General features: G+C 34.3%; 26 protein-coding genes. 14 read left to right on the top strand and 12 right to left on the bottom strand.

The features are described 5' to 3' along the window. Positions 1–15 precede the first annotated feature (15 nt). Positions 16–963: a ribose-phosphate pyrophosphokinase gene (locus B6C84_RS01765; protein WP_086319756.1), complete on the bottom strand. Its 948-nt coding sequence runs from the start codon at positions 961–963 to the stop codon at positions 16–18. A 259-nt stretch (positions 964–1222) separates the two neighbouring features. On the opposite strand from B6C84_RS01765, the gene trmB reads away from it, so the two are divergent. The 7 genes from trmB (at position 1223) to relA (ending at position 9828) form a co-directional block, all read left to right on the top strand. After that, positions 1223–1927, top strand: coding sequence for a tRNA (guanosine(46)-N7)-methyltransferase TrmB (gene trmB, locus B6C84_RS01770; protein WP_086319758.1), 705 nt, complete (start codon positions 1223–1225; stop codon positions 1925–1927). A gap of 15 nt (positions 1928–1942) precedes the next feature. Further along, positions 1943–2668: an oxygen-insensitive NADPH nitroreductase gene (gene nfsA, locus B6C84_RS01775; protein WP_086319761.1), complete on the top strand. Its 726-nt coding sequence runs from the start codon at positions 1943–1945 to the stop codon at positions 2666–2668. Continuing rightward, a complete protein-coding gene (gene agp, locus B6C84_RS01780) occupies positions 2665–3828 on the top strand; it encodes a bifunctional glucose-1-phosphatase/inositol phosphatase (RefSeq protein WP_086319762.1) in 1164 nt (387 codons plus the stop codon). Before nfsA ends, agp begins: the two co-directional genes overlap by 4 nt. Before the next feature lie 708 nt (positions 3829–4536). Beyond that, the gene (gene galE, locus B6C84_RS01785; RefSeq protein WP_086320774.1) at positions 4537–5553 is read left to right on the top strand and encodes a UDP-glucose 4-epimerase GalE; all 1017 of its coding nucleotides are present in this window, start codon (positions 4537–4539) and stop codon (positions 5551–5553) included. Between the two features lie 175 nt (positions 5554–5728). Then, complete coding sequence (coaD, locus tag B6C84_RS01790) at positions 5729–6217, top strand: pantetheine-phosphate adenylyltransferase (RefSeq protein WP_034902026.1); 489 nt, start codon at positions 5729–5731, stop codon at positions 6215–6217. Between the two features lie 15 nt (positions 6218–6232). Further along, entirely contained in the window at positions 6233–7564 is a 1332-nt protein-coding gene (rlmD, locus tag B6C84_RS01795) for a 23S rRNA (uracil(1939)-C(5))-methyltransferase RlmD (protein ID WP_086320775.1), read from the top strand. A 5-nt stretch (positions 7565–7569) separates the two neighbouring features. Beyond that, positions 7570–9828, top strand: coding sequence for a GTP diphosphokinase (gene relA / locus B6C84_RS01800; RefSeq protein WP_086320776.1), 2259 nt, complete (start codon positions 7570–7572; stop codon positions 9826–9828). Between the two features lie 45 nt (positions 9829–9873). Here the strand turns inward: relA and folA are convergent, their stop codons facing one another. Together folA and B6C84_RS01810 are read right to left on the bottom strand one after the other, a co-directional pair. Beyond that, positions 9874–10374 carry a type 3 dihydrofolate reductase gene (gene folA, locus B6C84_RS01805; protein ID WP_086320777.1) on the bottom strand — a complete coding sequence of 167 codons (501 nt, stop codon included), beginning with the start codon at positions 10372–10374 and terminating at the stop codon, positions 9874–9876. A 10-nt stretch (positions 10375–10384) separates the two neighbouring features. After that, positions 10385–11449 carry an MJ1255/VC2487 family glycosyltransferase gene (locus tag B6C84_RS01810; RefSeq protein ID WP_165754924.1) on the bottom strand — a complete coding sequence of 355 codons (1065 nt, stop codon included), beginning with the start codon at positions 11447–11449 and terminating at the stop codon, positions 10385–10387. 254 nt (positions 11450–11703) lie between these two features. On the opposite strand from B6C84_RS01810, the gene B6C84_RS01815 reads away from it, so the two are divergent. The 6 genes from B6C84_RS01815 to B6C84_RS01840 all read left to right on the top strand — a co-directional run bounded on the left by B6C84_RS01815 (position 11704) and on the right by B6C84_RS01840 (position 18015). Continuing rightward, positions 11704–12072, top strand: coding sequence for a hypothetical protein (locus B6C84_RS01815; RefSeq protein ID WP_065613913.1), 369 nt, complete (start codon positions 11704–11706; stop codon positions 12070–12072). 130 nt (positions 12073–12202) lie between these two features. After that, positions 12203–13747: a multicopper oxidase family protein gene (locus B6C84_RS01820; protein WP_086353828.1), complete on the top strand. Its 1545-nt coding sequence runs from the start codon at positions 12203–12205 to the stop codon at positions 13745–13747. 138 nt (positions 13748–13885) lie between these two features. Next, entirely contained in the window at positions 13886–14224 is a 339-nt protein-coding gene (locus B6C84_RS01825) for a hypothetical protein (protein WP_065651491.1), read from the top strand. Positions 14225–14311: 87 nt separating this feature from the next. Then, entirely contained in the window at positions 14312–17041 is a 2730-nt protein-coding gene (gene secA / locus B6C84_RS01830; RefSeq protein ID WP_086353827.1) for a preprotein translocase subunit SecA, read from the top strand. 117 nt (positions 17042–17158) lie between these two features. Further along, a complete protein-coding gene (gene mutT, locus B6C84_RS01835) occupies positions 17159–17563 on the top strand; it encodes an 8-oxo-dGTP diphosphatase MutT (RefSeq protein ID WP_065651493.1) in 405 nt (134 codons plus the stop codon). Between the two features lie 236 nt (positions 17564–17799). Then, the gene (locus B6C84_RS01840) at positions 17800–18015 is read left to right on the top strand and encodes a DUF4177 domain-containing protein (protein ID WP_065651494.1); all 216 of its coding nucleotides are present in this window, start codon (positions 17800–17802) and stop codon (positions 18013–18015) included. 95 nt (positions 18016–18110) lie between these two features. Here the strand turns inward: B6C84_RS01840 and B6C84_RS01845 are convergent, their stop codons facing one another. From B6C84_RS01845 to B6C84_RS01865, 5 genes are read right to left on the bottom strand one after another with little or no spacing between them, the layout of a single operon-like run. Continuing rightward, entirely contained in the window at positions 18111–18500 is a 390-nt protein-coding gene (locus tag B6C84_RS01845) for a DMT family transporter (RefSeq protein ID WP_065651495.1), read from the bottom strand. Then, positions 18500–18853 carry an EamA family transporter gene (locus B6C84_RS01850; RefSeq protein ID WP_086353826.1) on the bottom strand — a complete coding sequence of 118 codons (354 nt, stop codon included), beginning with the start codon at positions 18851–18853 and terminating at the stop codon, positions 18500–18502. Before B6C84_RS01850 ends, B6C84_RS01845 begins: the two co-directional genes overlap by 1 nt. Next, positions 18841–19275, bottom strand: coding sequence for a zinc uptake transcriptional repressor Zur (gene zur / locus B6C84_RS01855; RefSeq protein ID WP_065577587.1), 435 nt, complete (start codon positions 19273–19275; stop codon positions 18841–18843). Before zur ends, B6C84_RS01850 begins: the two co-directional genes overlap by 13 nt. A 19-nt stretch (positions 19276–19294) precedes the next feature. Continuing rightward, the gene (locus B6C84_RS01860; RefSeq protein WP_086353825.1) at positions 19295–19570 is read right to left on the bottom strand and encodes an RnfH family protein; all 276 of its coding nucleotides are present in this window, start codon (positions 19568–19570) and stop codon (positions 19295–19297) included. Position 19571: 1 nt separating this feature from the next. Beyond that, positions 19572–20033, bottom strand: a complete 462-nt coding sequence (locus B6C84_RS01865; protein WP_081298773.1) for a type II toxin-antitoxin system RatA family toxin — start codon at positions 20031–20033, stop codon at positions 19572–19574. 33 nt (positions 20034–20066) lie between these two features. Between B6C84_RS01865 and smpB the strand changes: the two genes are divergently transcribed. Then, complete coding sequence (smpB, locus tag B6C84_RS01870; protein WP_065577589.1) at positions 20067–20549, top strand: SsrA-binding protein SmpB; 483 nt, start codon at positions 20067–20069, stop codon at positions 20547–20549. Positions 20550–20578: 29 nt separating this feature from the next. On the opposite strand, the gene B6C84_RS01875 is transcribed toward smpB, so the two are convergent. From B6C84_RS01875 to B6C84_RS01890, 4 genes are all read right to left on the bottom strand, one after another. Next, positions 20579–21577, bottom strand: a complete 999-nt coding sequence (locus tag B6C84_RS01875) for a substrate-binding domain-containing protein (RefSeq protein WP_086353824.1) — start codon at positions 21575–21577, stop codon at positions 20579–20581. 18 nt (positions 21578–21595) lie between these two features. Then, positions 21596–22714 (bottom strand): glycoside hydrolase family 172 protein, encoded by a 1119-nt coding sequence (locus B6C84_RS01880; protein WP_086353823.1) that lies wholly within the window; start codon positions 22712–22714, stop codon positions 21596–21598. A gap of 56 nt (positions 22715–22770) precedes the next feature. Then, positions 22771–24024 carry an oligosaccharide MFS transporter gene (locus tag B6C84_RS01885; protein ID WP_217332098.1) on the bottom strand — a complete coding sequence of 418 codons (1254 nt, stop codon included), beginning with the start codon at positions 24022–24024 and terminating at the stop codon, positions 22771–22773. 318 nt (positions 24025–24342) lie between these two features. After that, on the bottom strand, positions 24343–25665 hold the full coding sequence (locus B6C84_RS01890) for a glycoside hydrolase family 28 protein (RefSeq protein WP_086353821.1): 1323 nt from the start codon (positions 25663–25665) through the stop codon (positions 24343–24345). Between the last annotated feature and the right edge of the window lie 71 nt (positions 25666–25736).

A 25736-nucleotide genomic window follows, 5' to 3' on the forward strand; every position in this document is an offset into this window, starting at 1 on the left:
ATTCAGAAGAAAAGATTATTGATGGAACATTGCTGAAATCGATTCTTCGTTACTAATACGTCGAATTGCTTCAGCAAGCATACCTGATAATGTAAGTTGACGCACATTTTTCAATGCTTTAACTTCCGCAGTTAATGGAATTGTGTCACAAACTACAATTTCATCAATAGCAGAGTCTTTAATGTTACTTACAGCTTTTCCTGAGAAAATTGGGTGGGTCGCATAAGCAAAGACACGTTTTGCGCCACGAGCTTTTAATGCATCAGCCGCTTTACAAAGTGTTCCTGCCGTATCGATCATGTCATCAACTAAAATACAATCTCTATCAGCAACATCACCGATAATATTCATCACTTCTGCTTCGTTAGCACGTTGACGACGTTTATCGATAATAGCCATATCAGTGTCATTTAAAAGTTTAGCTATCGCACGTGCACGAACCACACCACCAATATCCGGAGATACCACGATTGGGCGTTCAAAATCACGTTGTAACATATCTTCTAAAATAACAGGGCTACCAAACACATTATCAACGGGTACATCAAAGAAGCCTTGAATCTGTTCAGCATGAAGATCAACGGTTAAAACCCTATCAACACCTACAGTCGATAAAAAGTCAGCAACAACTTTGGCTGTAATAGGCACACGGGCTGAACGTACGCGACGATCTTGTCTTGCATAACCAAAATAAGGAATAACAGCAGTAATACGACCAGCAGATGCTCGACGCATCGCATCAATCATCACTAATAATTCCATTAAATTGTCATTGGTAGGCGCACAAGTTGATTGGATAATAAAAACATCTTCACCACGGACATTTTCATTAATTTGGACATTTACTTCACCGTCACTAAAACGGCTAACAATAATATCACCAAGAGAAGTATAAAGACGATTAGCTATACGTTTTGCTAGTTCGGGTGTGGCGTTACCAGCAAAAAGCTTCATATCAGGCACGAGAAATCCTCAAGCATGTAATCATGATTACATAAAACGTAATCGGTTAAATCGGGATCACAATTATATAATCATTTGCAGATTATGCTCAACCACATTATAAAAATTTATTAAAAATATTTTACATTCATCACATTAATCTATAAAAAACTAAGTTAATAAGATGTTTTTTTGAAGTGAATTAAAAATCAGGTAAACTACTATATAGCTAAGAGTTCAATTATCTTAATAATCTATTTAACCTAACAGCAGATACGCAATGAGTGAACAATTAAACACAAATAACCAAGTAACAGAATCTAAACGAACAATACGAAGTTTTGTATTAAGACAAGGCCGTTTAACTAAAGGACAACAACAAGCTTTAACGCATTTATGGCCTATCTATGGTATTGAGTACAATGCTACCTTGCCAATTGTTTTTGAAGATAATAAACCAGTGGTGTTTGAAATCGGTTTTGGAATGGGCGCTTCATTAATTGAAATGGCAAAAAATGCCCCATCCAAGAACTTTTTAGGTATTGAAGTCCATAAACCGGGCATTGGAGCTTGTTTAATGGCAATTGAGGAAAATCAATTATCTAATTTAAAAGTTATGTGCCATGATGCCGTTGAAGTGTTAGAAAACATGATACCTGATAACTCATTAGATAAGGTGCAAATTTTCTTCCCCGATCCATGGCATAAAGCAAGACACAATAAACGTCGAATCATTCAACCTAATTTTGTTGCTTTAATTCATAGAAAATTAAAGACTGATGGTATTTTACATTTAGCTACCGATTGGCAACACTATGCAGAGCATATGCTTGAAGTATTAAATCAAGCGGAGGGATTTAAAAATTTATCTGCCACTAATGACTATATTCCAAGACCTGAAGATCGCCCTATTACCAAATTCGAAAAACGCGGTCAAAATCTGGGGCATGGTGTTTGGGATTTGCAATTTATAAAAAAACAGTGATATTAAGGAGCTGTTATGCCAAATAAGACAATTGATTTAATTTGCCAGCGTCGTTCAATTCGAACTTATAAATCAACACCATTAACAAGTGAACAGATTAATGAAATTATTCAAGCAGCACAATCGGCTCCAAGTTCAAACTTTTTACAATGCGCAACCATCATTAGAATCACTGATAGTGAGAAAAGATCAGAATTAGCTCATTATTCAGGCGATCAGAGTTATATCGTTCAAGCGCCAGAGTTTTGGGTATTTTGTGCCGATTTTAACCGCCATTTTCAAATTGATGCTACTATTCCACTTGAAAAAGCCGAGCAACTTCTAGTGGGTTGTATTGATACCACACTTATGGCTCAAAACGCGGTTATTGCAGCACAATCATTAGGTTTAGGTACGGTGTACATTGGCGGTTTACGCAATAATATTGCTAAAGTGACCGAATTACTTGCGCTACCTAAATATGTTCTTCCTTTATTTGGACTTTGTATCGGTTATCCTGACCAAAATCCAGATCTAAAACCAAGATTACCGAAAGAATTAGTTTTTTTTGAAAATCACTATCAACCAATCAATCACCAATTATTAGCTCAATATGATACTCAGATGCGTCAATACTATGAGCATCGACTGACTAATCAAAAAACCAATGGTTGGAGTGATAAAATTGCAGAAACAATTAGCAAAGGGCAACGAGATTTCGTTTTAAATTATTTGCATAAACAAGGATGGATAACTAAATGAAAAAAGATCAATACCAATTAGATAAAGTTGTAATACTAAGTCGTCATGGAATACGCACTCCATTAGCAAACACCATAGAGTTTTTAGAAAAAGCTAGCCCATTAAAATGGCCAAGTTGGGATCATGCTTATGGTTATTTAACTACCAGAGGAGGTGTTTTAGAATCTTATTTTGGACATTATCTATCGCAATGGCTTGAACAACAAAACATTAGCCTTACACCGGAAAATCCTGATATATATGTTTATGCTAATAGTCTTCAAAGAACAGTTGCCACCGCGCAATTCTTAGTTACAGGGGCTTTTGCGGGTTATGATATCCCGGTTAACCACAAATATACCATTGAAAAAATGGACCCTATATTTGATCCAAGTGTACAAGATGATTCACCAGAATCTAAACAAGCATTATTAAAAGATATTGATGATGCAGATAAAGCTGAATCAATTTTCAAAAATTTAGCGCCAGCTTATGCGATGCTATCGGATATTTTGGACTATAAAAGTTCACAATTATATGCTGAATATCAATGTGATTTTGCTGATATTCCTTATGATCTTCACTTTGTAAAAGATGAAGAACCAGAATTATTAGGGCCTCTAGCAATTGGCATTTGTGCGGTTGATGCTTTCTTATTACAGTACTATTCAGCTTTTCCTAAAGAACAAATTGCATGGGGAAAAATAACCAGCCACGAACAATGGCAACAACTTATACAAATTCGTAACCACTATATTAATTTAGTTTTTCATTCCAGATCTATAGCTCGAAAAAATAGTGCGTTATTAATTAATATGATAGATGATCTGTTACACCGAAAGAACAACAAGGTAAATTTACTCGTCGGCCATGATAGTACCATTGCTGCGCTACTTGGTGCTTTGGATTTTGCCGAATATCAACTTCCTAACCAATGTGAAAATACACCAATTGGTGGCATGGTTATATTACAACGCTATCGTAATAAGGCATCGGAAGAATACTTGTTTAAAGCTGAATACGTTTATCAAAGTTTTGAACAACTTTACACCGCCCAACCACTTGATATTAATAATCCACCACAGCATTACCAACTTCAACTAAAAAATGCAGTAGCAAATAGTGATGGTTTTTATCAGTGGCAAGAGTTTGAAACCCGCCTAAAAGAATTTAAAAAATAAATAAATTAGATTGTCTATAAAAGTTTAAATTTAAACAATTAGACAATCTAAACATCTCTTTTATATTACTAATACATTTAAACTAATTTCATAAAGTAAATTGGAATATATTTTTATTTTGTTTCAATTAGACAAACAGTTATTTAGATCAATATCTATTATAAATTATGATTGAAAAAAGTATCTAGTTTGAATGATTACCATTGTATTTAAGTAAATTTTTATTTTTCTATTAGCATATTACTAAAATTAAATATTACTTTTAGTATCACTATTAGTTTTTTCTTCAGTTAGTTTTATGCTAATAAATAATAAATGTACATTATTACTTACTAAAGCTATTGCCTCAATGAGAATAACTGCCCCTACTTTGTCATGTTATCCAAAGAAATCCTATAGTAAAATTCATCATAATTCATTTTCGTGTACAATTATCGACAACTTTATATCTGTTAAAAATTTTTATTGCAAAACAACTGTCTATCATGTTTAATTCAACTAACTATAGATGAGTATTTTGTTAATATTAGTTTTGAACGGACTTATTTAGTGCTAGGCTAGGCTAAATTAGGTTGTGCTTTGCGCAGAATGCTTCGTTGACATTATCAGGTCAAGAGTTTAAAACTTTATTTAAAACAAATATAATTAATAAATCAGATAATTAATCTAAACCCAATAAACGTAATTAGCATAAATTAAGATATTAAGATGAAAATATTAGTAACTGGTGGTTGTGGATACATTGGAAGTCATACTTGTGTCCAATTAATTCTTTCTGGTTATACTCCGGTCGTGATTGATAATTTATTCAATAGTAAAGCTTCGGTTTTAGAAAGAATACAAACTATTACTGGACAATCAGTTGATTTCTATCATGGCGATGTTTGTGATGCTAAGTTACTAGCAAAAATCTTTAACGAACATGACATCAAAGCTGTTATTCATTTCGCTGGCTTAAAAGCCGTAGGTGAATCAGTATATAAACCTCTCGAATACTATGAAAATAATGTCTATGGTACTATTATTTTAATGAAAGCAATGCGTGAGGCTGGAGTTAAACAATTAGTGTTTAGCTCATCAGCTACTGTTTATGGTGAATTAGCTCCCGTTCCTTATGTCGAAACCTTATCACAAGGATTACCGACTAGTCCATATGGTAAAAGTAAGCTGATGGTTGAACAATGTATAATGGATTTAGCTGTTGCTGAACCTGATTGGTCTCTTACCTTATTGCGTTATTTTAATCCAGTTGGTGCTCACCCTAGTAGTTTAATGGGGGAAGATCCACTTGGTATCCCTAATAATTTAATGCCATATATTACTCAAGTTGCGATTGGCAAACGAGATTCACTATCTGTGTTTGGTGATGATTATCCAACAGCTGATGGAACATGTGTTCGTGACTTTATCCATGTCGTCGATTTAGCTGATGGTCATATTGCAGCACTCAAAGCCGATCAAAATAAAGCTGGAGTACATATATATAATTTAGGTTCAGGAGTTGGTTTCAGTGTCCTACAAGTGATAAAAGCCTTTGAAAAAGCTTCTGGAAAACCACTTAATTGGCATTTTGCACCAAGACGTGCTGGTGATTTAGCTGCATTTTGGGCAGATACAAAGAAAGCAGAACAACAATTGGGCTGGAAAACTAAATTAACCCTTGATGATATGGTCAAAGATTCATGGAATTGGCAATCTAGCAATCCTCAAGGCTATCCTGATTAATTAATGTTTGGCAAATAATAGGAAAATAACCAATAAGAGACATAAATGGATATTTTTAATTCCATTTATCATCCTCATCATCGCTATAAAATCGAAGATTTTACATAGTTAACCTAACAATCTAGGTTAAAATTAGGTATGATATTCCCCTATTCACTAATGGATAATAAGATAGATGAAAAGCAAAGCGCTCACAGCGATTTTTCCGGGAACATTTGATCCAATTACTAATGGTCATATCGACCTAATTACCCGTGCATCGCAATTGTTTCCCCGTTTAATTGTAGCTATAGCGCAAAATCCAAATAAAAAAACGCTGTTTACTTTAGAAGAACGAGTAAACTTAGCCTCAACATCGGTTGAACACTTATTGAATGTGGAAGTGATTGGCTTTGATAATCTTATGGCTGACTTCGCCCAAAAACATGCAGCGACAGTGATAGTCAGAGGAGTGAGAACAACTCACGATTTTGAATACGAAAGACAATTAGCTGAAATGAATCGAGCATTAAAACCTGATTTAGATACTATCTTTTTAATGCCATCTATTGCAATGGGATTTATTTCATCGACTATTGTTAAAGATGTTACTTTCCATGGTGGAGACATCTCTAATTTAGTACCTTTACATGTCAAAACAGAGTTACTAAAACGGCTAACATAATTTCAATTTATTAATATGGTTAATTTTTACACCCCCACAAAAAAGAAGTTTACTCCACAAAAATTGACAGTTACTGTCACTAATTTAGATGCGTTCGGTCAAGGCGTGGCAAATCATAAAGGTAAAACAATTTTTGTAAAATCAGCTTTACCCGATGAAACAGTTGATATCCAATTAACTGATGATAAAAAAAATTATGCCAAAGCAAAAGTTATAAAATACCACAATCACAGCCAACAGCGAGTTAAACCACAATGTAAGTACTATACAAAATGCGGTGGCTGTGAATTACAACATATTTCATCAAATTTACAGCAACAAACTAAATATGAAGCCTTAATCAAACTATTGCAGAAAGAAGCTGGGGCGGAGTTGAACTATAAAGACAATTCACCTAATATCATTGCCGACCAACCATATCATTATCGTAGGAGAGCTAGATTATCAATTAATTTTGTTAAAGGTGAATTATTTATCGGCTTTAGGCAGGCAGAATCAAACCAAATTATAAATATAGAACACTGTCCGGTATTAGTTGAACAATTAGATAAATTATTAATGCCATTACAATCTTGTTTAAGACAAATTAAACAAAAAAAATCGCTTGGACATATTGAATTAATTGCCGTCGATAGTGGCATTATCCTTGTGTTAAGACACACCATGCCACTCACAGAGCAAGATAGCATTTTATTAAAACAATTCGCTGAAGCTCACAATATTTCACTCTATTTTCATGGTCATGAACTGATCCATATCAGTGGCACCACTGAACATTATTATCTGATTAATCATCTAAAATTAACTTTCAGTCCACTTGATTTTATACAAGTTAATAGTCAAATTAATCAAAAGATGATTGATAAGGCTTTAGAGTGGTTAGATATAACTTCAGATGATAAAATACTCGACCTATTTTGTGGTATGGGTAATTTCTCGTTACCTATGGCAATAAACAGCCAATCAGTAACAGGTATTGAAGGTGTTGATGCTCTGGTGGAAAAAGCCAAGATCAATGCTAAACTAAATAAAGATAAAATTGTAGCTAAAACCCAGTTTTTCACCTGTAATTTAGAAGATAAACAGCAATTTTCAATATGGAATCAGTCAAAATTTGATAAAGTATTATTAGATCCTGCTAGAGCCGGTGCTTATAATGCTACAGCAGAAATTGTTAAGATATCGCCTACAAAAATAGTTTATATTTCATGCAATCCTGCTACATTAGCTAGGGACTGCAAGCTATTTATTGAGGAAGGATACAACATTGCAAAAGTTGCTATTTTGGATATGTTTCCACAAACTAAGCACATTGAATCAATGTTGATGTTAACTAAATCAGGATAATAATTATGGTATCAATTAGAGGCGCCCATCAACAAAATGACGAGCATTATACTCTCGCACAGTTTGATGTTGAACAATGGGCAAAACAAGAACTGTTATTAACCAATATTGAATCTTATCAAAAGTTTAAAGATATTTGGGATTTTTGTTTTGAGCATAGCGCTGGTGCACCAGAGCAAGTCAATTGCTTCCAAAATGCAATTGAAATGGTTGAAATTTTATCAACCTTAAATATGGATATTAATAGTTTAGCAACCGCCCTTTTACTACCTTTCTTTGATACTAAAATTATCTGCCGTGAAGATCTACCTGAAAATTTTGACCGTGAAATTATTCATATTCTCTCTAGTGTTGTCAAAATGAAAGACATTAGGCAACTCCGTGCTATCCGTAATGGTCATGCAACAAACGAACAAATTGATAGTATTCGCCGTATGTTACTTGCGATGGTTAATGATTTCCGTAGTGTAGTCATTAAACTAGCTGAGCGTATTACTTATTTACGAAATTTGATGCATGCACCCAAAGAAGATCAAGTACTAGCTGCTAAAGAGTGTTTTAATATCTATGCCCCCTTAGCGAATCGACTCGGTATTGGTCAATTAAAATGGGAGCTTGAAGATTTCTGTTTCCGTTATTTACATCCTGACCAATATCGTTTTATTGCCCATAAATTACATGAAAAACGTCTAGATCGCGAATCATATATCAATCAATTTGTTAAAAATTTACAGGATATGATGAATAAAGATCATATTCGTGCCGAAGTTTACGGTCGCCCTAAACATATCTATAGCATATGGCGAAAAATGGAACGTAAACATCTACAATTTGAAGATTTATATGATATTCGAGCGGTACGCATCATCTGTGATCGAATCGAAGACTGCTATAATGCCTTAGGCATCGTACATAGCCATTATAAACATATTGCAAAAGAATTTGATGACTATGTTGCCAATCCAAAACCCAATGGATATCAATCAATTCATACCGTGGTTTATGGTCCAAATGATAAAACTATTGAAATTCAAATACGTACCGAACAAATGCACAATGATGCTGAATTAGGTGTAGCAGCGCATTGGAAATACAAAGAAGGTAGTACAGATAAAATGACTGCCTACGATCAGCGCATTTCTTGGCTACGTAAATTATTAACTTGGCAACAAGAGATGTCAGAAAGTGGTGAAATTCAGGAAACTGTGCGTAGTCAAATTTTTGATGATCGCGTTTATGTATTTACACCAAAAGGTGATGTTGTTGACTTGCCTGCCGGTTCAACACCGTTAGATTTTGCTTATCACATTCATAGTGATGTTGGTCACCGTTGTATCGGCGCTAAAGTTGCGGGTCGCATAGTACCGTTTACCTATATATTAAAAACGGGCGATCAAGTTGAAATTATCACCCAAAAACAACCTAATCCAAGCCGCGATTGGCTAAATCCAAATACTGGATTTGTAAATAGCAGCCGTGCACGAGCAAAAATACAAGCTTGGTTTAAAAAACAAGATCGAGATAAAAATATAGCTGCTGGTCAACAAATTTTAGAAAATGAATTAGAACCGTTAAATATTAGCCTAAAAAGTGTCGAAAAGATTCTGATTAGTAAATATAACGCCCATTCGTTTGACGAAGTATTAGCTGGGATAGGTAGTGGAGATGTTAGAATTAACCAACTGGTTAATTTTATTAATGCCCAATTTAATAAGCCAACAGCTGAAGAGGAAGATGAAGCTGTTCTTAAACAGATCACCCAAAAATCAACCTCTCAAGCCAAAAATACCAATAAAATATCATCGATAAAAGGTGGTGAAATTATTATTGAAGGTGTAGATAATTTACTCTACACCATTGCTAATTGTTGTCGCCCTATCCCCGGTGATCCAATTGTCGGTTTTGTTACCCAAGGACGAGGTATTTCAATCCATCGTTCAGACTGTGAACAGTTGCAAGAGCTAAAAAATCATGCTCCAGAACGAATCACCAGTGCGGTATGGAGTGGTAATCATAACGCAAGTTATACGATGGTCATTCGCATCATAGCTAGTGATAGAAGTGGTTTATTGCGAGACATAACAACAATTTTAGCTAATGAAAAAGTAAATGTCTTAGGTGTTTCGAGTCGCATAGATATGAAACAACAAATTGCAACGATTGATATGGATATGCAAATTTTTGATCAGGACTCTCTTGAAAGAGTTATGAATAAAATTAAACAACTTTCTGACGTGCTGGAAGCAAAACGCTTACAAGCATAATAATTCGGTTGCCGCTAGTATGTGAGTGGCAACCTTATCTATTGATTAACTTCGCTGTAAAATCTCAAATTGGTAATCATAACAATTTTTATCATCCGCTTTATGATTTTCTGAATAAATTTGTTGCCATGATGTTTGTGAATAATCAGGAAAATAAGTATCGCCCGTCAATTTGGCATCAATATGAGTTAAATAAAGTCGATTAACTAAAGGTAATACCTGTTGGTAAATATTACCACCGCCTATAATAAAGGCTTCTTCTACTTGTTGTTGATTAATAATTGATATTGTCTCATCAATCGATTTAACCCAACTAACATTTGGATTAATTGACGTATTACTCTCAGCCTGTCGACTGATGACAATATTGTGGCGATTAGGCAATGGTCGACCAATAGATTCAAACGTTTTACGCCCCATAATCACCGGTTTATTTAATGTATTTTTTTTAAACCACGCTAAATCTGCAGGCATGTGCCATGGCATTTGATTGTTCATACCAATTACACGATTATCCGCCATTGCAACAATTATACTTAATATCATTGTAGTTCCTTTATACATAACCTAAAGATTTGATGCATTCACTTACATTACTCGGAAATTTAGTCTGCGACCACAGTCTTTGGCTTAAAGAAAGTAATGTCTCTTTTTGACCTGAAACAATCCAATTCGCTAATTCAGTCGCCACATCAGGATAAATAATAGCTTTAGGTGACGGTAGACCAAGCCAGTATTTCAACTTCATATTATTTAAATGTTCCATAACGGTTGCCATGTCTAAAGACTGCAAACATTGGGCATTGTAAACTTGCTCAAATTGACCTGCTACTGGTTTAGTTAAAATCTTTTTACCCAAAGATAATGCTTCTGAAATTAGAGCAAATCCAGTATTTGAAATAATACCAGAACAACTTAATAGAGCTTGAGTAAAATTATCTCGACTTAGCGGTTGCAATAAAATATTACCATGCGCAGAAGATTGTTTTATCTCAGGGTGAAAACAACTAAATTGATATTGCGAAAATTGACTTAATAATCCAGTAATTTCAGTTAAATCTTCAAAAGGCAAATAAACGACAATTTTACCATCTTCAGTTGGTGGTGTAGCAAATGAATCAATCATTGGCGGAACCAATTTATGACCAAAATGGAACCAATGTAAACCAATAGGTTGTGTAACTGGAGCATAGTATTTCATAATCACATTTGCTATCGTGCCATATTCTTTAGGCTTGAGATATTGGCAAACAGACTGATTACTGATACCTAAACATTCTCGATTTTGATGATGTGCAGCCCAAGCACTAACTGGTTCAAAATCACTAATAATACAGTCATATGCAGATAAATCTAAATCACGAACATCTTTAATTAATCTAAAAGCCCGAATTCTTTGGATAGTTTTACGAAAATTGATTTTGCCATTAAGCGTAGCAAATGAAAGACCAGCAAATGTTCGGTAGTTGCCAAAAGCTTGCATATCAAAATAATCTTTAGGATCACGACCACTTAAAATATAGTCAACATCCGCTCCAGCCTTTTTTAAAGCTTTGGCTAATGTTCGACAACGACTGATATGGCCATTTCCTGTTCCTTGTACTCCAAAAAGAATTTTCATATCGCTATTATTCATAATGTTTTTTATGCGAATATGATACCAGAACCAATTATATTTAGCTTATATATTTTTATGATTATCTTGTACTAAATAACCATTAATATATCAATTATTGTTGATGTTACAGATTGAATGATTGGCGATTATTAGCAATTGAAGTTGAATAAAACTTCCACTTGTCAAAATAGTATAAATTTAGTGTTTTCTCTAGTAAAATAAATACAAGGTTTGCTAGATTAATTGCGTGATAAACAATGTCATTAGCCATAAACAAAAAGAAAGTGAATATTTTAATTATATCGACAATCTTTTTGTTTTTTTATTCTATTTGGCATGTTCCACTCATTATGTCCAAACCTTGTACTGTTCATCATTCACCTAGCTTACAATCTTTAAGGGTGAACGCAAATCATCACTCTCCAGTAATTGATTTGCCGACTTCTAAATCAACAAAACCTTTTATTAGTGAATCAGTTAATCATTGTTTTGCTTGTGGCATGGCTATTGCTAATTATAGCGTTAATATTGATTATCCGATTTACCGTGAACAATATCTACCAACAAATTTTATTCCTGAATATAAAGAATTTATTCCTGAGTTAAAACCACCAAAAATTAGCTAATTTACGCTCTGTTAAATATTAGTAATAAATACTGGAAATCAATAACACGTTAGCTTGCTGAACGACTAGACGAGTTGGGAGAGCTAACTACTAGTTATTATTTAACTAAATAAATGATTATAGGAATACTATGAAACGCCGAAATTTTATAATGAATATTACCGCTGCCGTTGGTGGTTTAATTGCGACTAAAGCCATTGCCAAATTGGATCATTCATCAATGTCTGACATGGTTTGTGATGTTAAATCTGATAATTGTGATAAGGGGGACAACATGCACGATCATATGAATATGAATATGAACAACAAACAACCACAAAAACTATTATCTACTTCAGCACTACCAAAAGGTCATGATTTACCCAAATTCCAGCTGTTAAAAAATAGTAGTCATCAATCAGGTATATTTGAAGCTACTATTGAAGCCAAACCTGTAAAAATTGTATTAACGCCTGATATCACTACAGAATTTTGGGCTTACAATGATTCAATACCTGGGCCACTTATTGAAGTTTATGAAGGTGATAAAGTCAAATTGACAGTAAAAAATAGACTGTCACAATCAACAACGGTGCACTGGCATGGTTTACTTGTGCCATCAAATCAAGATGGTAATCCACAAGATGAAATACCTGCAGGCAGTGAACGTATTTACGAATTTGCCATTCCCGAAGGCAGTGCAGGTACCTATTGGTATCATCCTCATGGTCATAACACCGTTGCTGAACAAGTCGCTAGAGGATTAGCGGGAGTATTTATAGTTCGTAGTAAAAAAGACCCTTTAGAATCTTTACCGGAACTAAATTGGTTTTTCTCAGATCTGAAACTGACAGACAAAGGAGAAATTGCCGATAACTCAATGACTGATTGGATGAATGGTCGAGAAGGACAATTTGTATTAATTAATGGTGGTTATCGTCCAAAAATGAAAGTTAATACTGCAACACGTGTTCGTGTTTGGAATGCCTGTTCTGGACGTTATCTTAACCTTTCAATTCCAGGTTGTGATGTCTTTTTAGTGGGTAGTGATGGTGGATTAATGCCTGAACCAATTTCCCTTGAAAAGCCACTATTATTATCACCTGCCGAACGCGCAGAATTGGTAATTTTACCCAAACAAACCGGTACGGTTTACTTACAATCAATTGGTTATGATCGCGGTAAGATGGGAAATGTACCACCAGAACAAGATATAATACTTGCTGAATTAGAGTTACAACAAGCAAATTCGATTGTTTTACCTTCGCCATTACGAACTCTACCTAAAATTGGTGAAGCAAAAGCGTATAAAACGCTTGAATATACAGAGGTCATGGACAAGAACGAACCAAGAGGTGGCATGCTGTTTTTAATTAATGGCAAACGCCATGATATGAAACGAATTGATCTAGAAAGCAAAATCCATGATGTTGAGGAATGGACAATATTTAATAATTCACATATGGATCATAATTTCCATATTCATGGTACACAATTCACGGTTGTATCGCATGAATTTGATGGTAAAAAATATCCACCAGAATATATTGCATTAAAAGATACCATCAATTTACGTCCTCACGAAAAAATCACCATAAAAATTCAACAAAATATGCCAGGATTACGCATGTATCATTGCCATATTGTTGAACATGAAACACTCGGTATGATGGGACAATTAATGGTTAAGGATTAGTTAACTATATACCCACTATAAAACATGGTGGGTATTTTTAATTACTATTACCATAAAAATTCGAATATTCAGACAGTTTATTAATCAATAATAGTTTTTCATTTTGGCAAAAAATGCTAAGATACTGCGGTTATGACTATGATTAATTACTGGCAACATATAAGTAAACGCCTTATTATTAAAACCGCATTATCGCACTTATTATTAGGTGTAATTGCTACTGGGTTCGGTTTTTACCAACAAAATGCTTTACCAGTTCAATCAGTTACTACTCAAGTTGGTATTATTGCGATTACCGAAATAGTTCAAGATCAGCAAATTCCAACTAAAAAAGCCTCGCAAATCTTATCTTTGTCACCAAAACAGCATTACGATAAGCAAATTATCGTACGAAATTATGACGAAGTTAGTCCAAATACTGTTATTCGATTATCTCCCTATAATGGAATAAGAGCCGGTCCAAACGCTACCGCTTAATAGATTTTACATAATCAAATTAATTAATTTATTCAATAAGGTTTAATCCTTATATCTCCCATTATAAAAAACAATAAGAGAAAAGTTATGTTATTAAAATTATTAACTAAAGTATTCGGTAGCCGTAATGAACGCGTATTAAAATCTATGCGTAAGCGTGTTGAAACCATCAATGCCCTTGAACCAGCAATGGAAGCATTAAGCGATGATGAACTTAAGGCAAAAACTAACGAATTTAAACAAAAAATTGCCGACGGTACAAAATTAGACGATATATTAGAAGAAGCTTTTGCCGTAGTCCGTGAAGCAAGTAAGCGTGTATTTGGTATGCGTCATTTTGATGTGCAATTAATTGGTGGTATGGTTCTAAATGAACGTTGTATAGCTGAAATGCGTACCGGTGAAGGTAAAACATTAACCGCAACGTTGCCTGCTTATTTAAATGCGTTAACCGGTAAAGGCGTACATGTTGTCACAGTTAATGATTATTTAGCACAGCGTGATGCTGAAAATAATCGCCCTTTATTCGAATTTTTAGGATTAACGGTGGGAATCAATTTACCTAATATGCCACCACATATAAAACGTGAAGCTTACAATGCCGACATCACTTATGGTACTAACAACGAATATGGGTTTGACTATTTGCGTGACAATATGGTCTTTAGTAAAGAGGCCCGAGTACAACGCCCACTTCATTATGCTTTAGTGGATGAGGTCGATTCAATTTTAATTGATGAAGCAAGAACACCACTAATTATTTCTGGTCAAGCAGAAGACAGCTCAGATAGATATGTTAGTATCGATAAAATCATTCCACATTTAATCCGTCAAGAAAAAGAAGATTCGGATCAGTTCCAAGGTGATGGAGACTTCTCAATTGATGAAAAATCTCGTCAGGTTAACTTAACCGAACGAGGTTTAATTAAGGTTGAAGAATTACTAATAAAACAAGGCATTATGAAAGGTGATGAATCACTTTACGCACCTAGTAATATTGTACTAATGCACCATGTTAATGCAGCGCTTCGTGCCCATCACTTATTCCATCGTGATGTTGATTATATTGTTAGAGACAATGAAATCGTTATTGTTGATGAACATACAGGCCGTACAATGGATGGTCGTCGTTGGTCTGACGGTTTACACCAAGCGGTTGAAGCTAAAGAGCATGTTAAAATTCAAAATGAGAATCAAACATTAGCCTCTATCACTTTCCAAAATTATTTCCGTCTCTATGAAAAATTAGCTGGTATGACAGGTACTGCTGATACTGAAGCTTTCGAATTTAACCAAATTTATGGTTTGGATACTATTGTAATTCCTACCAACCGACCTATGGTAAGAAAAGATCAGCCTGATCTTGTCTATATGACCGAAAAAGAAAAGATCGATGCTATCGTGGCTGATGTACAAGCTTGTGTTAAACGAGGACAACCGGTATTAGTCGGTACTGCATCTATCGAGAAATCAGAGCTTGTCTCACATGCCTTTAAAAAAGCAGGCATCAAACATAATGTTCTTAACGCCAAATTCCATGCGCAAGAAGCCGAAATTATTGCTGACGCAGGTAGTAAAGGGGCCGTAACAATCGCAACGAATATGGCTGGTCGTGGTACAGATATTATGCTTGGTGGTAACTGGCAAAGTGAAGTTGCAAAATTAGAAAATCCTACTGAAGCAGATATCGAAAAAGCGAAACAAGCATGGCAAGCGAAACATGAAGAAGTTATTGAACTAGGTGGATTATATATTCTTGGTACAGAACGTCATGAATCACGCCGAATTGATAATCAATTACGTGGTCGTGCTGGTCGTCAAGGGGATCCAGGCGCTTCTCGCTTTTATCTATCATTAGAAGACCCACTAATGCGTATCTTCGCATCAGATCGTGTCGGTAATATGATGCGTAAATTTGGTATGAAAGAAGGTGAAGCAATTGAACATCCATGGATTACTAAAGCTATCGCTAATGCTCAGAAAAAAGTTGAAAGTCGCAACTTTGATATTCGTAAACAATTACTTGAATATGATGATGTTGCCAATGATCAACGTAAAGCTATTTATAGCCAACGCAATGATTTATTAGATAACGTAGATATCAAAGAGACAATTGATTCAATACGTGGGGATGTATTTTCGACGGTTATTGATCAATATATTCCACCACAATCGATTGAAGAAATGTGGGATGTTGCTGGATTAGAAGCAGCCTTAAAAAATGATTTCGATTTAGATTTACCTATCGCTAAATGGCTTGATGAAGAGCAAAATCTTCATGAAGAAAATTTACGTGAACGCATCTTACAACTTGCACAAGATAAATATCTTGAAAAAGAAACTGCAGCTGGCGCTGACGCCTTCAGACAATTCGAAAAAAGCGTTATGTTACAAACACTTGATACGTTATGGAAAGAGCATTTATCTGCTATGGATTATTTACGTCAAGGCATTCATTTACGAGGATATGCACAAAAAGATCCTAAACAGGAATACAAACGTGAATCATTCAATATGTTTGCCAATATGTTAGAATCTTTGAAATATGATGTAATTGGTATTTTAAGCCGCGTACAAATTCGTTCACAAGAAGAAGTTGATGAAGCTGAACGTCAACGTCAAGCTGAAATTGAAAGATTAATGGCGAAACAACAGGCTAACCATGAATCAGTGACCGGTATTGATGGTGAGAATGATGGGCAAGCATCAAATTCATCACAACCGATTGTCCGCACGCAAGCTAAAGTAGGACGTAATGATCCTTGTCCATGTGGATCTGGAAAAAAATATAAACATTGTCATGGAGCTGTTAATTAAGCCAAAAATTTAGTATGATTAAACAATATTGATGTTTAAATCAACGAATTTTGTTACTTAAAAATCAAAAGGGAAAGCATAGTCTTTCCCTAACTTTAATCATAAACAGACAGGACCATGAAAAAACATACTGAAATTGCTGTAGGTATAATTCGTTCACAAGATTGTCAAATTTTTATCACCCAACGCGGTGAAGATTCTCATCTTGCTGGTTTTTGGGAGTTCCCTGGCGGAAAAATCGAAACTGGTGAAACACCTTATCAAACATTAGAACGCGAAATAGCCGAAGAAGTCGATATCCACATTCATCAGGCTCAATTTTTAAAAACCTTTGAACACAGTTATGATGATCGCGATATCACAATTCATGCCTACTTAGTAGAAGAATGGGATGGCGTCCCTTTTGCGAAAGAAGGGCAACCAAGCCGTTGGATTGATCAAGAAGATCTGAATGCAGATGAATTTCCTGATGCTAATAGACTAATTATTGAAATGCTTAAAAATTTAGATAAGCAAATTTAATTTATCACTAATATTAGTTAAGAATTTGGCTTGTCAGCTATTCTTAGCTAAGGTCTCACCAAAAATTTCATTGTGATTTAATTTGCTATACTTCGACCAAAATTGATTAAAATTCAATCATTCATTTCCCTGCCACTGGATTAATATCCCCAATATGCGTATTATTAACGCGATTTTCTCTTAATTTTGACAATTATTAGAGATTATCTTGTTTATTTTAAGAAGGTATAAAAACAATGAAAGAATATAAAGTAGTAATTTATCAAGAAGGCGCTTTGTCTTCAATGCTCTTAGGTGCAGCTAATGCAAATCCTGAAAAATTTGGTGCTTTTTTAAATGATAATGCACAACAAGGTTGGCGTGTTATAACAATGCAAAAAGATATGCGCCGTTTGTTTTTATTCTGGCGACGAGAAGCTTACTTAGTTGTAATGGAACGAGATCGTAGCTAATAAAATAGAATAAAACCTTTTCTATATTACTATTAGGAATCAATGCAAATTAACTATATTGATTCCTATTAAAAAAGTGATTATCTTAATACTATTTATTCTACTGATTTACGATGTAACCTCTGCTCAGCCAAAGCAAGAAAAACAATCCCAACAATAATAGACAATGCCCCTAGTAGGCGCGTAAGCGTAATTTGTTCATTAAATGCAACAACCGATACAAACATCACAGTAACAAGTTGCAAATGCGATGCAGCAAAAGCTGGGCCAACTGGCGCTTTTTTTAACAATACCATCCAAGTGATAAATGCTCCAGCATATCCAACCATAACTAAATATGCCCACCCATGACTAAAAATTCTTAACAACCAACTCATATTTGCTTCAAAAGGCAAGGCTGAAATAGCCGTAAGTTTAAAAAAAGTTTGCCCAAAAGTATCAAAAAAGAGCAACAAGACAAAACCGATGATATAAAACTTTTTCATTAAGTTAATCCTACTAATATCACGCCGGTAGTTATAAAAAATATCCCTAGTAATCGAAAGGGGGTTAGATGTTCTTTAAATAAGATGCGCCCAGCAAGCATCACGGTGATCATATTAAAAGAGCCTAATAAGATCCCTTGTGATAGTGGAACCTCACTTAAAAATGCTAACCAAAACACAAAACCAATGAAATAAGAACCAAATCCTAACCACAGCCATATATTACCGAATAATTTCTGCCAATAACGGCCATCTTTATCATTAGAGGTCACTGCGGCATATTTAAAAGCAACTTGCCCTACTGTGTCACAAACAATATTAACTAACCATAATAAAATAATTAAGGTTGACATGAATGACAAATTCCATGAATTTCAAGCACACTATGTTTTATTAAAAATTCACTTTGTGTTGCTAATAACTTCAATTGACTTTCAATATTTTCAGAGTGCTTTTCGATAATCTGATGACAATTATCACAAATAAATAAAATGGATATATGTTGCGGGTCATGAAAATGCGGACAAATAATATAACAGTTAGTTGACTCCACCTTATGAATAAAACCTTGTTCAAGTAAAAATTCCAGAGCACGATAAATTGTTGGTGGTTTAGCTTGTGGTTCACTGACTTTTAAAAGATCTAAAAGATCATATGCGCTCATTGCTCTATTGGCTTTAAGCATAATATTTAAAACGGTTTTACGCTGAGTGGTCAGCTTAATACCTCGTTTTTTGCATAAAGTTTCAACTTTTTCAATCAGCAAGTTATGCATTCAGTTCCCTTCATTCTATTTATTTCTTTTTCAATGCCGCTTTCTTTCGTCGAATCTCTTTCGGATCATTGATTAAAGCTCGATATATTTCAATACGATCACCATCTTTTACTTGTTCAGTAAGCTCACAGCGTTTGCCATAAATACCGACAAAATGACCATCTAATTGGATATTGCATAATGATAAGATATTGGATTTTGCAATTGCTTGCAAGACATTCGTTTGTTCATCAACTGAACAATCAATAATAGTCGGCTGATTAGGTAGCGCATATACAACTTGAATATTTATCATTTTAATATATCTGCCTTGCTCTTTGCGAAAATGCTTTAACCATATTGGTCATCACTTCTTTAAAAATAGGAGAAAAAACAGCGCCCATTAATTTATTATTAAATTCAAAATCTAAACTAAAGCTAATTTTACTGTTTTGGTTATCCAGTTGAGTAAATTGCCATCGTCCTTTTAAATGTTTAAATGGACCATCTAACAATGCCATATCAATTGAATTAGGTTCATTAATCTTATTTATGGTAGTAAATGATTTTTTAAAGCCTAATTTTTCAACTTCAATAAAAGCAGTTAGAATGTTATCTTGTTTGCTAATAATCCCAGTTGCGATACAATCAGGGACAAATTCGGGGTATTTAGCTATATCGTTAACCAATGCAAACATTTGTTCGGTTGAATAAGGCTCGATCACCTCATGAAAAACATGTGCCATAATAATAAAATTAAAAGTTAAAATTAGTGGCATATAGTATCATGTAACTCTATAATAACGCACATTATGACTAAGAAAAAATCACATAAGCCGGGTTCGGCAACTATTGCATTAAATAAACGTGCACGCCATGAGTACTTTATTGAAGAGGAAATTGAAGCAGGTTTATCCCTACAAGGTTGGGAAGTAAAGTCCCTGCGAGCAGGTAAAGCAAATATTAGTGACAGTTATGTGTTACTAAAAAATGGTGAAGCATGGTTATTTGGTGCAACAATAACACCATTAAATGTTGCGTCTACACATGTCGTATGTGAACCTATGCGTACTCGAAAATTATTACTTAATGAACGTGAATTAAACTCGCTATTTGGCCAAATTAACCGCCAAGGTTATACCGTTGTGGCATTATCCTTATATTGGAAAAATGCTTGGGCAAAGGTAAAAATTGGTGTCGCAAAAGGTAAAAAAGAGTACGATAAACGCACCGATATAAAAGAAAGACAGTGGCAAGTTGACAAAGCTCGCATAATGAAAAATGCCAATCGCTAATCTTACTTACAACAGCAGCAAATCTTAAATTAACGATGGCGTATAATTTTTGGCTGAATAAAAAATGCCTGATGTTTTAATTCTTTAAAATTTAATAAATCATCAATGACATTCACACAAGTCAGCGCCATCTTCTCAAAATCCTGCTCAATTGCATCTATTGGATAGTAACAATAATCAAGATAACTATTGTAATCATAAGAACATAAATAGATCTGCTTTGGATCAATTTTAGCTTCGACCAAATAACTCAATACCTCTTGCAGTAAATTACCTGATGGCGTAAAAATAGCTTTTGGTACCCTACCCAATTTTTGATGAACATTTTTCAACAATTGGTAACCTTTATTTGGACAATAATCATCACTCACCAGCCAATCTCTATCAACTTTTAATCCAACACTTTCTAAACCTTGCTTAAATCCCTTAAGTCTAGCTTGAATTGACGTTAACTGAATATCACAGCCAATAAAATAAAATTCATCTAACTTTTCGGCATAAGGTTTGATTAAATCAGCTACAGATTGCAATGCTTCACTAGTAATAAAAGGTAATGTCGTATCTTTTAGATAACGGTCAAAAAGTAATACTGGTGTATTTTGATTAATATCGACATAAAATTGGTCACTATCTAATGAAGTTACCACTATCATTGCATCAACTTTACGTTCAACCAAATTTTGCGCAACTTTAAGTTCAACTTCTTTATTATAATGACTACAAGTGATCAATAATTGAATATTCTTTTGCCGAAAGCAAGCTTCTAAATGATGCAAAAACATTGAAAAAAAAGAATTTGACATATCAGGGACAATAACACCAATAGTATTGGTACTGTTAGCTTTAACTAAATATTGATGAATATGTGATTGATCGCGGTATTTTTCTGCAATAGATAAAACTCTTTGTCTAGTTTGCGGAGAAATGCGATATTTTTTATCTCGTTTATTAAATATATGACTGACGGTCGTTGCCGACACGCCAGCCAAACGAGCAATATCATTAATTTTCAGTTTATTACTCGCCATATACTAATCACCTTAATATTAACGTGGGGTGCGTTGTTGTTTATTTGGGAATACCGGATTGTTATTCACCGATGGACTTTGATACCAATAAGCAACACTGGCAATATCATCACAACGTTCATACAATCTGATATCATCATTACCAATTTGTTGAAACGCCAGTTTGATATTTTTGTGGAATGCTATTGGATCTGGTAGATGCCAACGGTATAAACCATGCATTGGTAAACCATCGTCACCAAAGCCATGTACAGGATTGGAATCACCCGTTTGGAAAAAGTCACGCGTCGCATCACGGTTTGTTTGATAAGGGTAACCCATAAACATCGTTTGGAAACATTTTGCTTTTGGACGTCCTTGGCTATCTCGATTATGAAATGCCCATGCACCACCAAAGTAATCTTCTGAACCAGTTGAATGTTGGGTTGGATATTCACTATCATCATCAAGATAGAATTTAAATTCACCTTCACCCCACCAATAACGCTCTAATGCCGTAAGGGCTAAGTAGGTACCGACATAATAACCGTAACCTTGAACATTATCTAATATAACATAATCTTGTGCATAATTAGTTACACGTTGACGACGCCATTGTGCATGGAAATAAAGTGGATTTTCAAACGGTTTTGGCATTAACGCATAATTAATGGTAAAAAAGAAATGCTGTAAATCAGCTTCATGTTCATTATGAATCTCAATTCGCGCTTTTTTATTAAATGGCATTCTAAAATAACTATTAAAACCACCGGTTGGATTAACCACAATTGGCATTGAATTTATATCACATCTAGCACCAAAACCATTACAGAAAAAGTCACCAATTGGACTTTCTACTGAAGGAACTGTTTCATCATCCCAATAGATACGAATAACCACATCACGCAATACAAAACTACCTCGATGCGTTCTATCAGTTAAAGTAAACCACATATGACGGATCTCAGCAGGACCAGTAATTTCAGCGATAGTCACTCTTTCACCCGCTGCAATTGAAATATAGCCTTGTCCTTTTCGACTTGGTCCTAAAGCACTCGCTTTCATGCACGATTTACCTTTTTCGCCAGTCATATTTTCTGGAGAAATTGTTCTGGTTTGTTCAAAGTTAAACTGTGTTACTGAATTAAATATATTCATTTTGTATCCTCAATATTTTTTATCAAATACTATTTATTAAATTACTAAAATCTGTTTTATGATTTAATGTTGTCTTCAAGCTTAGGACTATCTGATTTTTTATCACGGCTTAAGAAGAACACTGCAAAAATCATAAAGGCTAAAACCACTAAACCTAAGTTATTAAAAGTGGTTGCTGAACCATGAGTATCATAGAAATTACCAACGAAGGTAGAGAACAAGATCACACCGACAGAACCAGCAACTTGATAACCAATTAAAAATACGGTAGCAGAGAGACGAGCGTTAAAATTATTATCAATATATTTAAACACTGACACTAAAATGGTTGAGATTTCTAAGCAGTGCATCAATTTTATTACTGAAATAATAGCAATGCTTTCGACATGCCCAGTTAAGAAGATTCGCGTAGCGGAAATAAAAGCAGCAAAGATTAACGCATTTTTTGCCCCTACTTTGTTAACCACAAATGGCACACAAAACATAACTGCAGCTTCTAAAAAGACCTGAAATGAATTTAAAATACCGTATAAGCGATAACCATCATTCACATCTTCAAATTGCTGAGTGAAATAAACCGGGAATAATTGTTGGTCATAAATGTTGTACAAGCTATAAGTTCCGAGAACATAAACAACAAATATCCAGAACTTTTTCAATGCAAATACTGAAACAATTTCGTTAAAACTTAACTTTTCTTTCTTTTGAAATACTACCGAGGATGATTTGCTTAAATCAGGCTTGAAATTAAGATTGAGTATCATAAAACAGATACCTACAACTGAGGCAGCCCAAAAATTAAGATGAGGATTAATACTAATTAAAATACCAGCGACAAACGTACCAGCTGCGTAAGCAATACATCCCCATGTACGACATTGGCCAAATTCAAAATCAAATGCTCGGCTTATTTTTTCACAGTATGAGTCGATTAACCCCATACCAGCAATCCAACCAAAGCCAAGAAAGAAACTACCAAAAATAACACCAGCATAAAAATTATGTCGCAACAGTGGTTCATAAACATAAATTAACGCCGGTGCAGCACAAGTTATAATGATACTTTGAAACCAAATAAGGTGTTTTTTAAGCACAAGTTTGTCTTGATAAACACCATAAATGATCATGATGATCAATGAAATTAAATAGTTAAATGAATAGATGATACCGGTTTGCTTTGCAGTTAAACCAATCTCTTTACTAAGCCATATTGCATAAAAAGAAAAAACAAAACTACCAGCTGCGTAATACATAATGCTATAAAATGAAGCAAACCAATAAGTTGGTTTTTTATAAAATGCACTTGTCATAATTTATCCTATAAAGAGTTAAGCACTAATTTGAGTATGAATAGCTAAAAATTTAGCTTTAACGGCTTTATTAGATAAATGTGATCAACTTCAAAGTAATTTTATTTTTAGTAAACGGGTTAATTGGCAACAAATAAAAATAGCTTTAATAAACAGTATGTTATTTAACATTATTAAGAGATGAATAAAAATTACAATTTAATTAAAAGAGTCAAATGTGTCGATTTAAGACTTTAAAAAATAGCTAAAAATGCAATTAGCCAATAAATAAAAAAATAACCGCTAATAATAAACTAGCGGTTATTTCAAATATCATGGTTAAGCCTTTAAGCTAATTAATTTACCATCTTGCTTAACAAAAGATTGATTAACATAAACATCTTGACTATTTTTAACACATAGTGGCTCACTGACTACATTATCAATAATAACGTTATTAAACAAAACACTTTGCGCATTCTCAATAAAGAATCCTTTACCTGCTTCTGGTTTTACATCTTTAAACATATCGACTTCACCAGCTTGTGCATTTAATTGCATTGAAACCCGAATATTATCAAAAGAGATATTCGAAATTGGCGATTCAGGGATGCCATATAAAAAACCGGCATAAGCACGTACATTTTTAGCAATAATGTTTGAAAAACTGATGTTATGGCAAGCTGGAGTTGCTTCATTTATTGGCATCGGCTCTTTATTCCAAACAATAGGCTCATTCCCTTTTGGACCACAATAATAGTAATAGTTCATCACAAACGCAGAGAGAACTTCGTCCATGACGATATTACTAAATGTGATATCAGAAATTGTTCCACCTCGACCTCGTCGAGTTTTAAACCTGACTCCGCGATCGGTTTTTTGGAATACACAATTAGTAATCGTAACATTACGAATACAGCCACTCATTTCACTGCCAAGAACCACCGCACCATGACCATGAATCATATTACAATTAGTAATCAAAATGTTTTCACATGGACTTTTTTCTGCTGTTTCTTCAGTGCCAGCCTTTATCGCAATACAATCATCGCCAACATCAATATAACAATTGGAAATTCTTACATTACGACAAGATTCAGGGTTAATACCATCGGTATTGGGTGAATCAGCTGGGTTGAGAATCGAAATATTATCGACAACAATATTATTCGATTCCATTGGATGAACGGTCCAACTCGGTGATTGGGTTAGAAAGACTTTTTCAATAGTCACTCGTTCACAGAAATCAAAACCAATTAAATAAGGTCGTGGGTATTTAAGATTGCTTCGTTCATGACGGAATGTATGCCACCATTTTTGTCCATTACCATCGATCTTACCATTTCCGGTGATAACCACATTTTTGATATTATGTCCGTAAATACAAGGCATATACACATCTTGCTTAACCCCTTCCCAACGAGAATTAACCACTGGATAATCCTTAGCATCATCAGAGAAGAGTAAAGTTGCTCCTTGTTCAATAACCAATGTTAGGTTACTACACAGCTTAATTGCTCCAGTAAAATAGGTACCAACAGGAACAATTAGCGTTCCACCACCTAATTGTTCAATATGCCCAATTGCTTTGGCAAAAGATTGAGTATTTATTGATTTGCCATCACCAATAGCGCCAAAATCTTTTACAGATATAGTCGTCATAAGTTTATCCTATATATTTTGGCAAATATAACCCTTTTAATGTGGCTTAAATATTTGCTTTGTTACTTTAA

The organism is Gilliamella apis, assembly GCF_002142155.1.
Taxonomy (GTDB): domain Bacteria; phylum Pseudomonadota; class Gammaproteobacteria; order Enterobacterales; family Orbaceae; genus Gilliamella; species Gilliamella apis.

Coding starts and splice junctions, on each gene's coding strand:
- folA (WP_086320777.1), bottom strand. CDS start 10,374: ATGATATTAAGTATAATTGTTGCAATGGCGGATAATCGTGTAATTGGT.
- B6C84_RS01865 (WP_081298773.1), bottom strand. CDS start 20,033: ATGCCACTAATTTTAACTTTTAATTTTATTATTATGGCACATGTTTTT.
- B6C84_RS01885 (WP_217332098.1), bottom strand. CDS start 24,024: ATGACAAGTGCATTTTATAAAAAACCAACTTATTGGTTTGCTTCATTT.
- galE (WP_086320774.1), top strand. CDS start 4,537: ATGAAAATATTAGTAACTGGTGGTTGTGGATACATTGGAAGTCATACT.
- B6C84_RS01825 (WP_065651491.1), top strand. CDS start 13,886: ATGATTAATTACTGGCAACATATAAGTAAACGCCTTATTATTAAAACC.
- trmB (WP_086319758.1), top strand. CDS start 1,223: ATGAGTGAACAATTAAACACAAATAACCAAGTAACAGAATCTAAACGA.
- smpB (WP_065577589.1), top strand. CDS start 20,067: ATGACTAAGAAAAAATCACATAAGCCGGGTTCGGCAACTATTGCATTA.
- relA (WP_086320776.1), top strand. CDS start 7,570: ATGGTATCAATTAGAGGCGCCCATCAACAAAATGACGAGCATTATACT.
- B6C84_RS01840 (WP_065651494.1), top strand. CDS start 17,800: ATGAAAGAATATAAAGTAGTAATTTATCAAGAAGGCGCTTTGTCTTCA.
- B6C84_RS01845 (WP_065651495.1), bottom strand. CDS start 18,500: ATGAAAAAGTTTTATATCATCGGTTTTGTCTTGTTGCTCTTTTTTGAT.
- zur (WP_065577587.1), bottom strand. CDS start 19,275: ATGCATAACTTGCTGATTGAAAAAGTTGAAACTTTATGCAAAAAACGA.
- B6C84_RS01820 (WP_086353828.1), top strand. CDS start 12,203: ATGAAACGCCGAAATTTTATAATGAATATTACCGCTGCCGTTGGTGGT.
- B6C84_RS01880 (WP_086353823.1), bottom strand. CDS start 22,714: ATGAATATATTTAATTCAGTAACACAGTTTAACTTTGAACAAACCAGA.
- nfsA (WP_086319761.1), top strand. CDS start 1,943: ATGCCAAATAAGACAATTGATTTAATTTGCCAGCGTCGTTCAATTCGA.
- B6C84_RS01875 (WP_086353824.1), bottom strand. CDS start 21,577: ATGGCGAGTAATAAACTGAAAATTAATGATATTGCTCGTTTGGCTGGC.
- secA (WP_086353827.1), top strand. CDS start 14,312: ATGTTATTAAAATTATTAACTAAAGTATTCGGTAGCCGTAATGAACGC.
- B6C84_RS01815 (WP_065613913.1), top strand. CDS start 11,704: ATGTCATTAGCCATAAACAAAAAGAAAGTGAATATTTTAATTATATCG.
- rlmD (WP_086320775.1), top strand. CDS start 6,233: ATGGTTAATTTTTACACCCCCACAAAAAAGAAGTTTACTCCACAAAAA.
- B6C84_RS01860 (WP_086353825.1), bottom strand. CDS start 19,570: ATGATAAATATTCAAGTTGTATATGCGCTACCTAATCAGCCGACTATT.
- B6C84_RS01890 (WP_086353821.1), bottom strand. CDS start 25,665: ATGACGACTATATCTGTAAAAGATTTTGGCGCTATTGGTGATGGCAAA.
- agp (WP_086319762.1), top strand. CDS start 2,665: ATGAAAAAAGATCAATACCAATTAGATAAAGTTGTAATACTAAGTCGT.
- B6C84_RS01810 (WP_165754924.1), bottom strand. CDS start 11,449: ATGAAAATTCTTTTTGGAGTACAAGGAACAGGAAATGGCCATATCAGT.
- coaD (WP_034902026.1), top strand. CDS start 5,729: ATGAAAAGCAAAGCGCTCACAGCGATTTTTCCGGGAACATTTGATCCA.
- B6C84_RS01850 (WP_086353826.1), bottom strand. CDS start 18,853: ATGTCAACCTTAATTATTTTATTATGGTTAGTTAATATTGTTTGTGAC.
- mutT (WP_065651493.1), top strand. CDS start 17,159: ATGAAAAAACATACTGAAATTGCTGTAGGTATAATTCGTTCACAAGAT.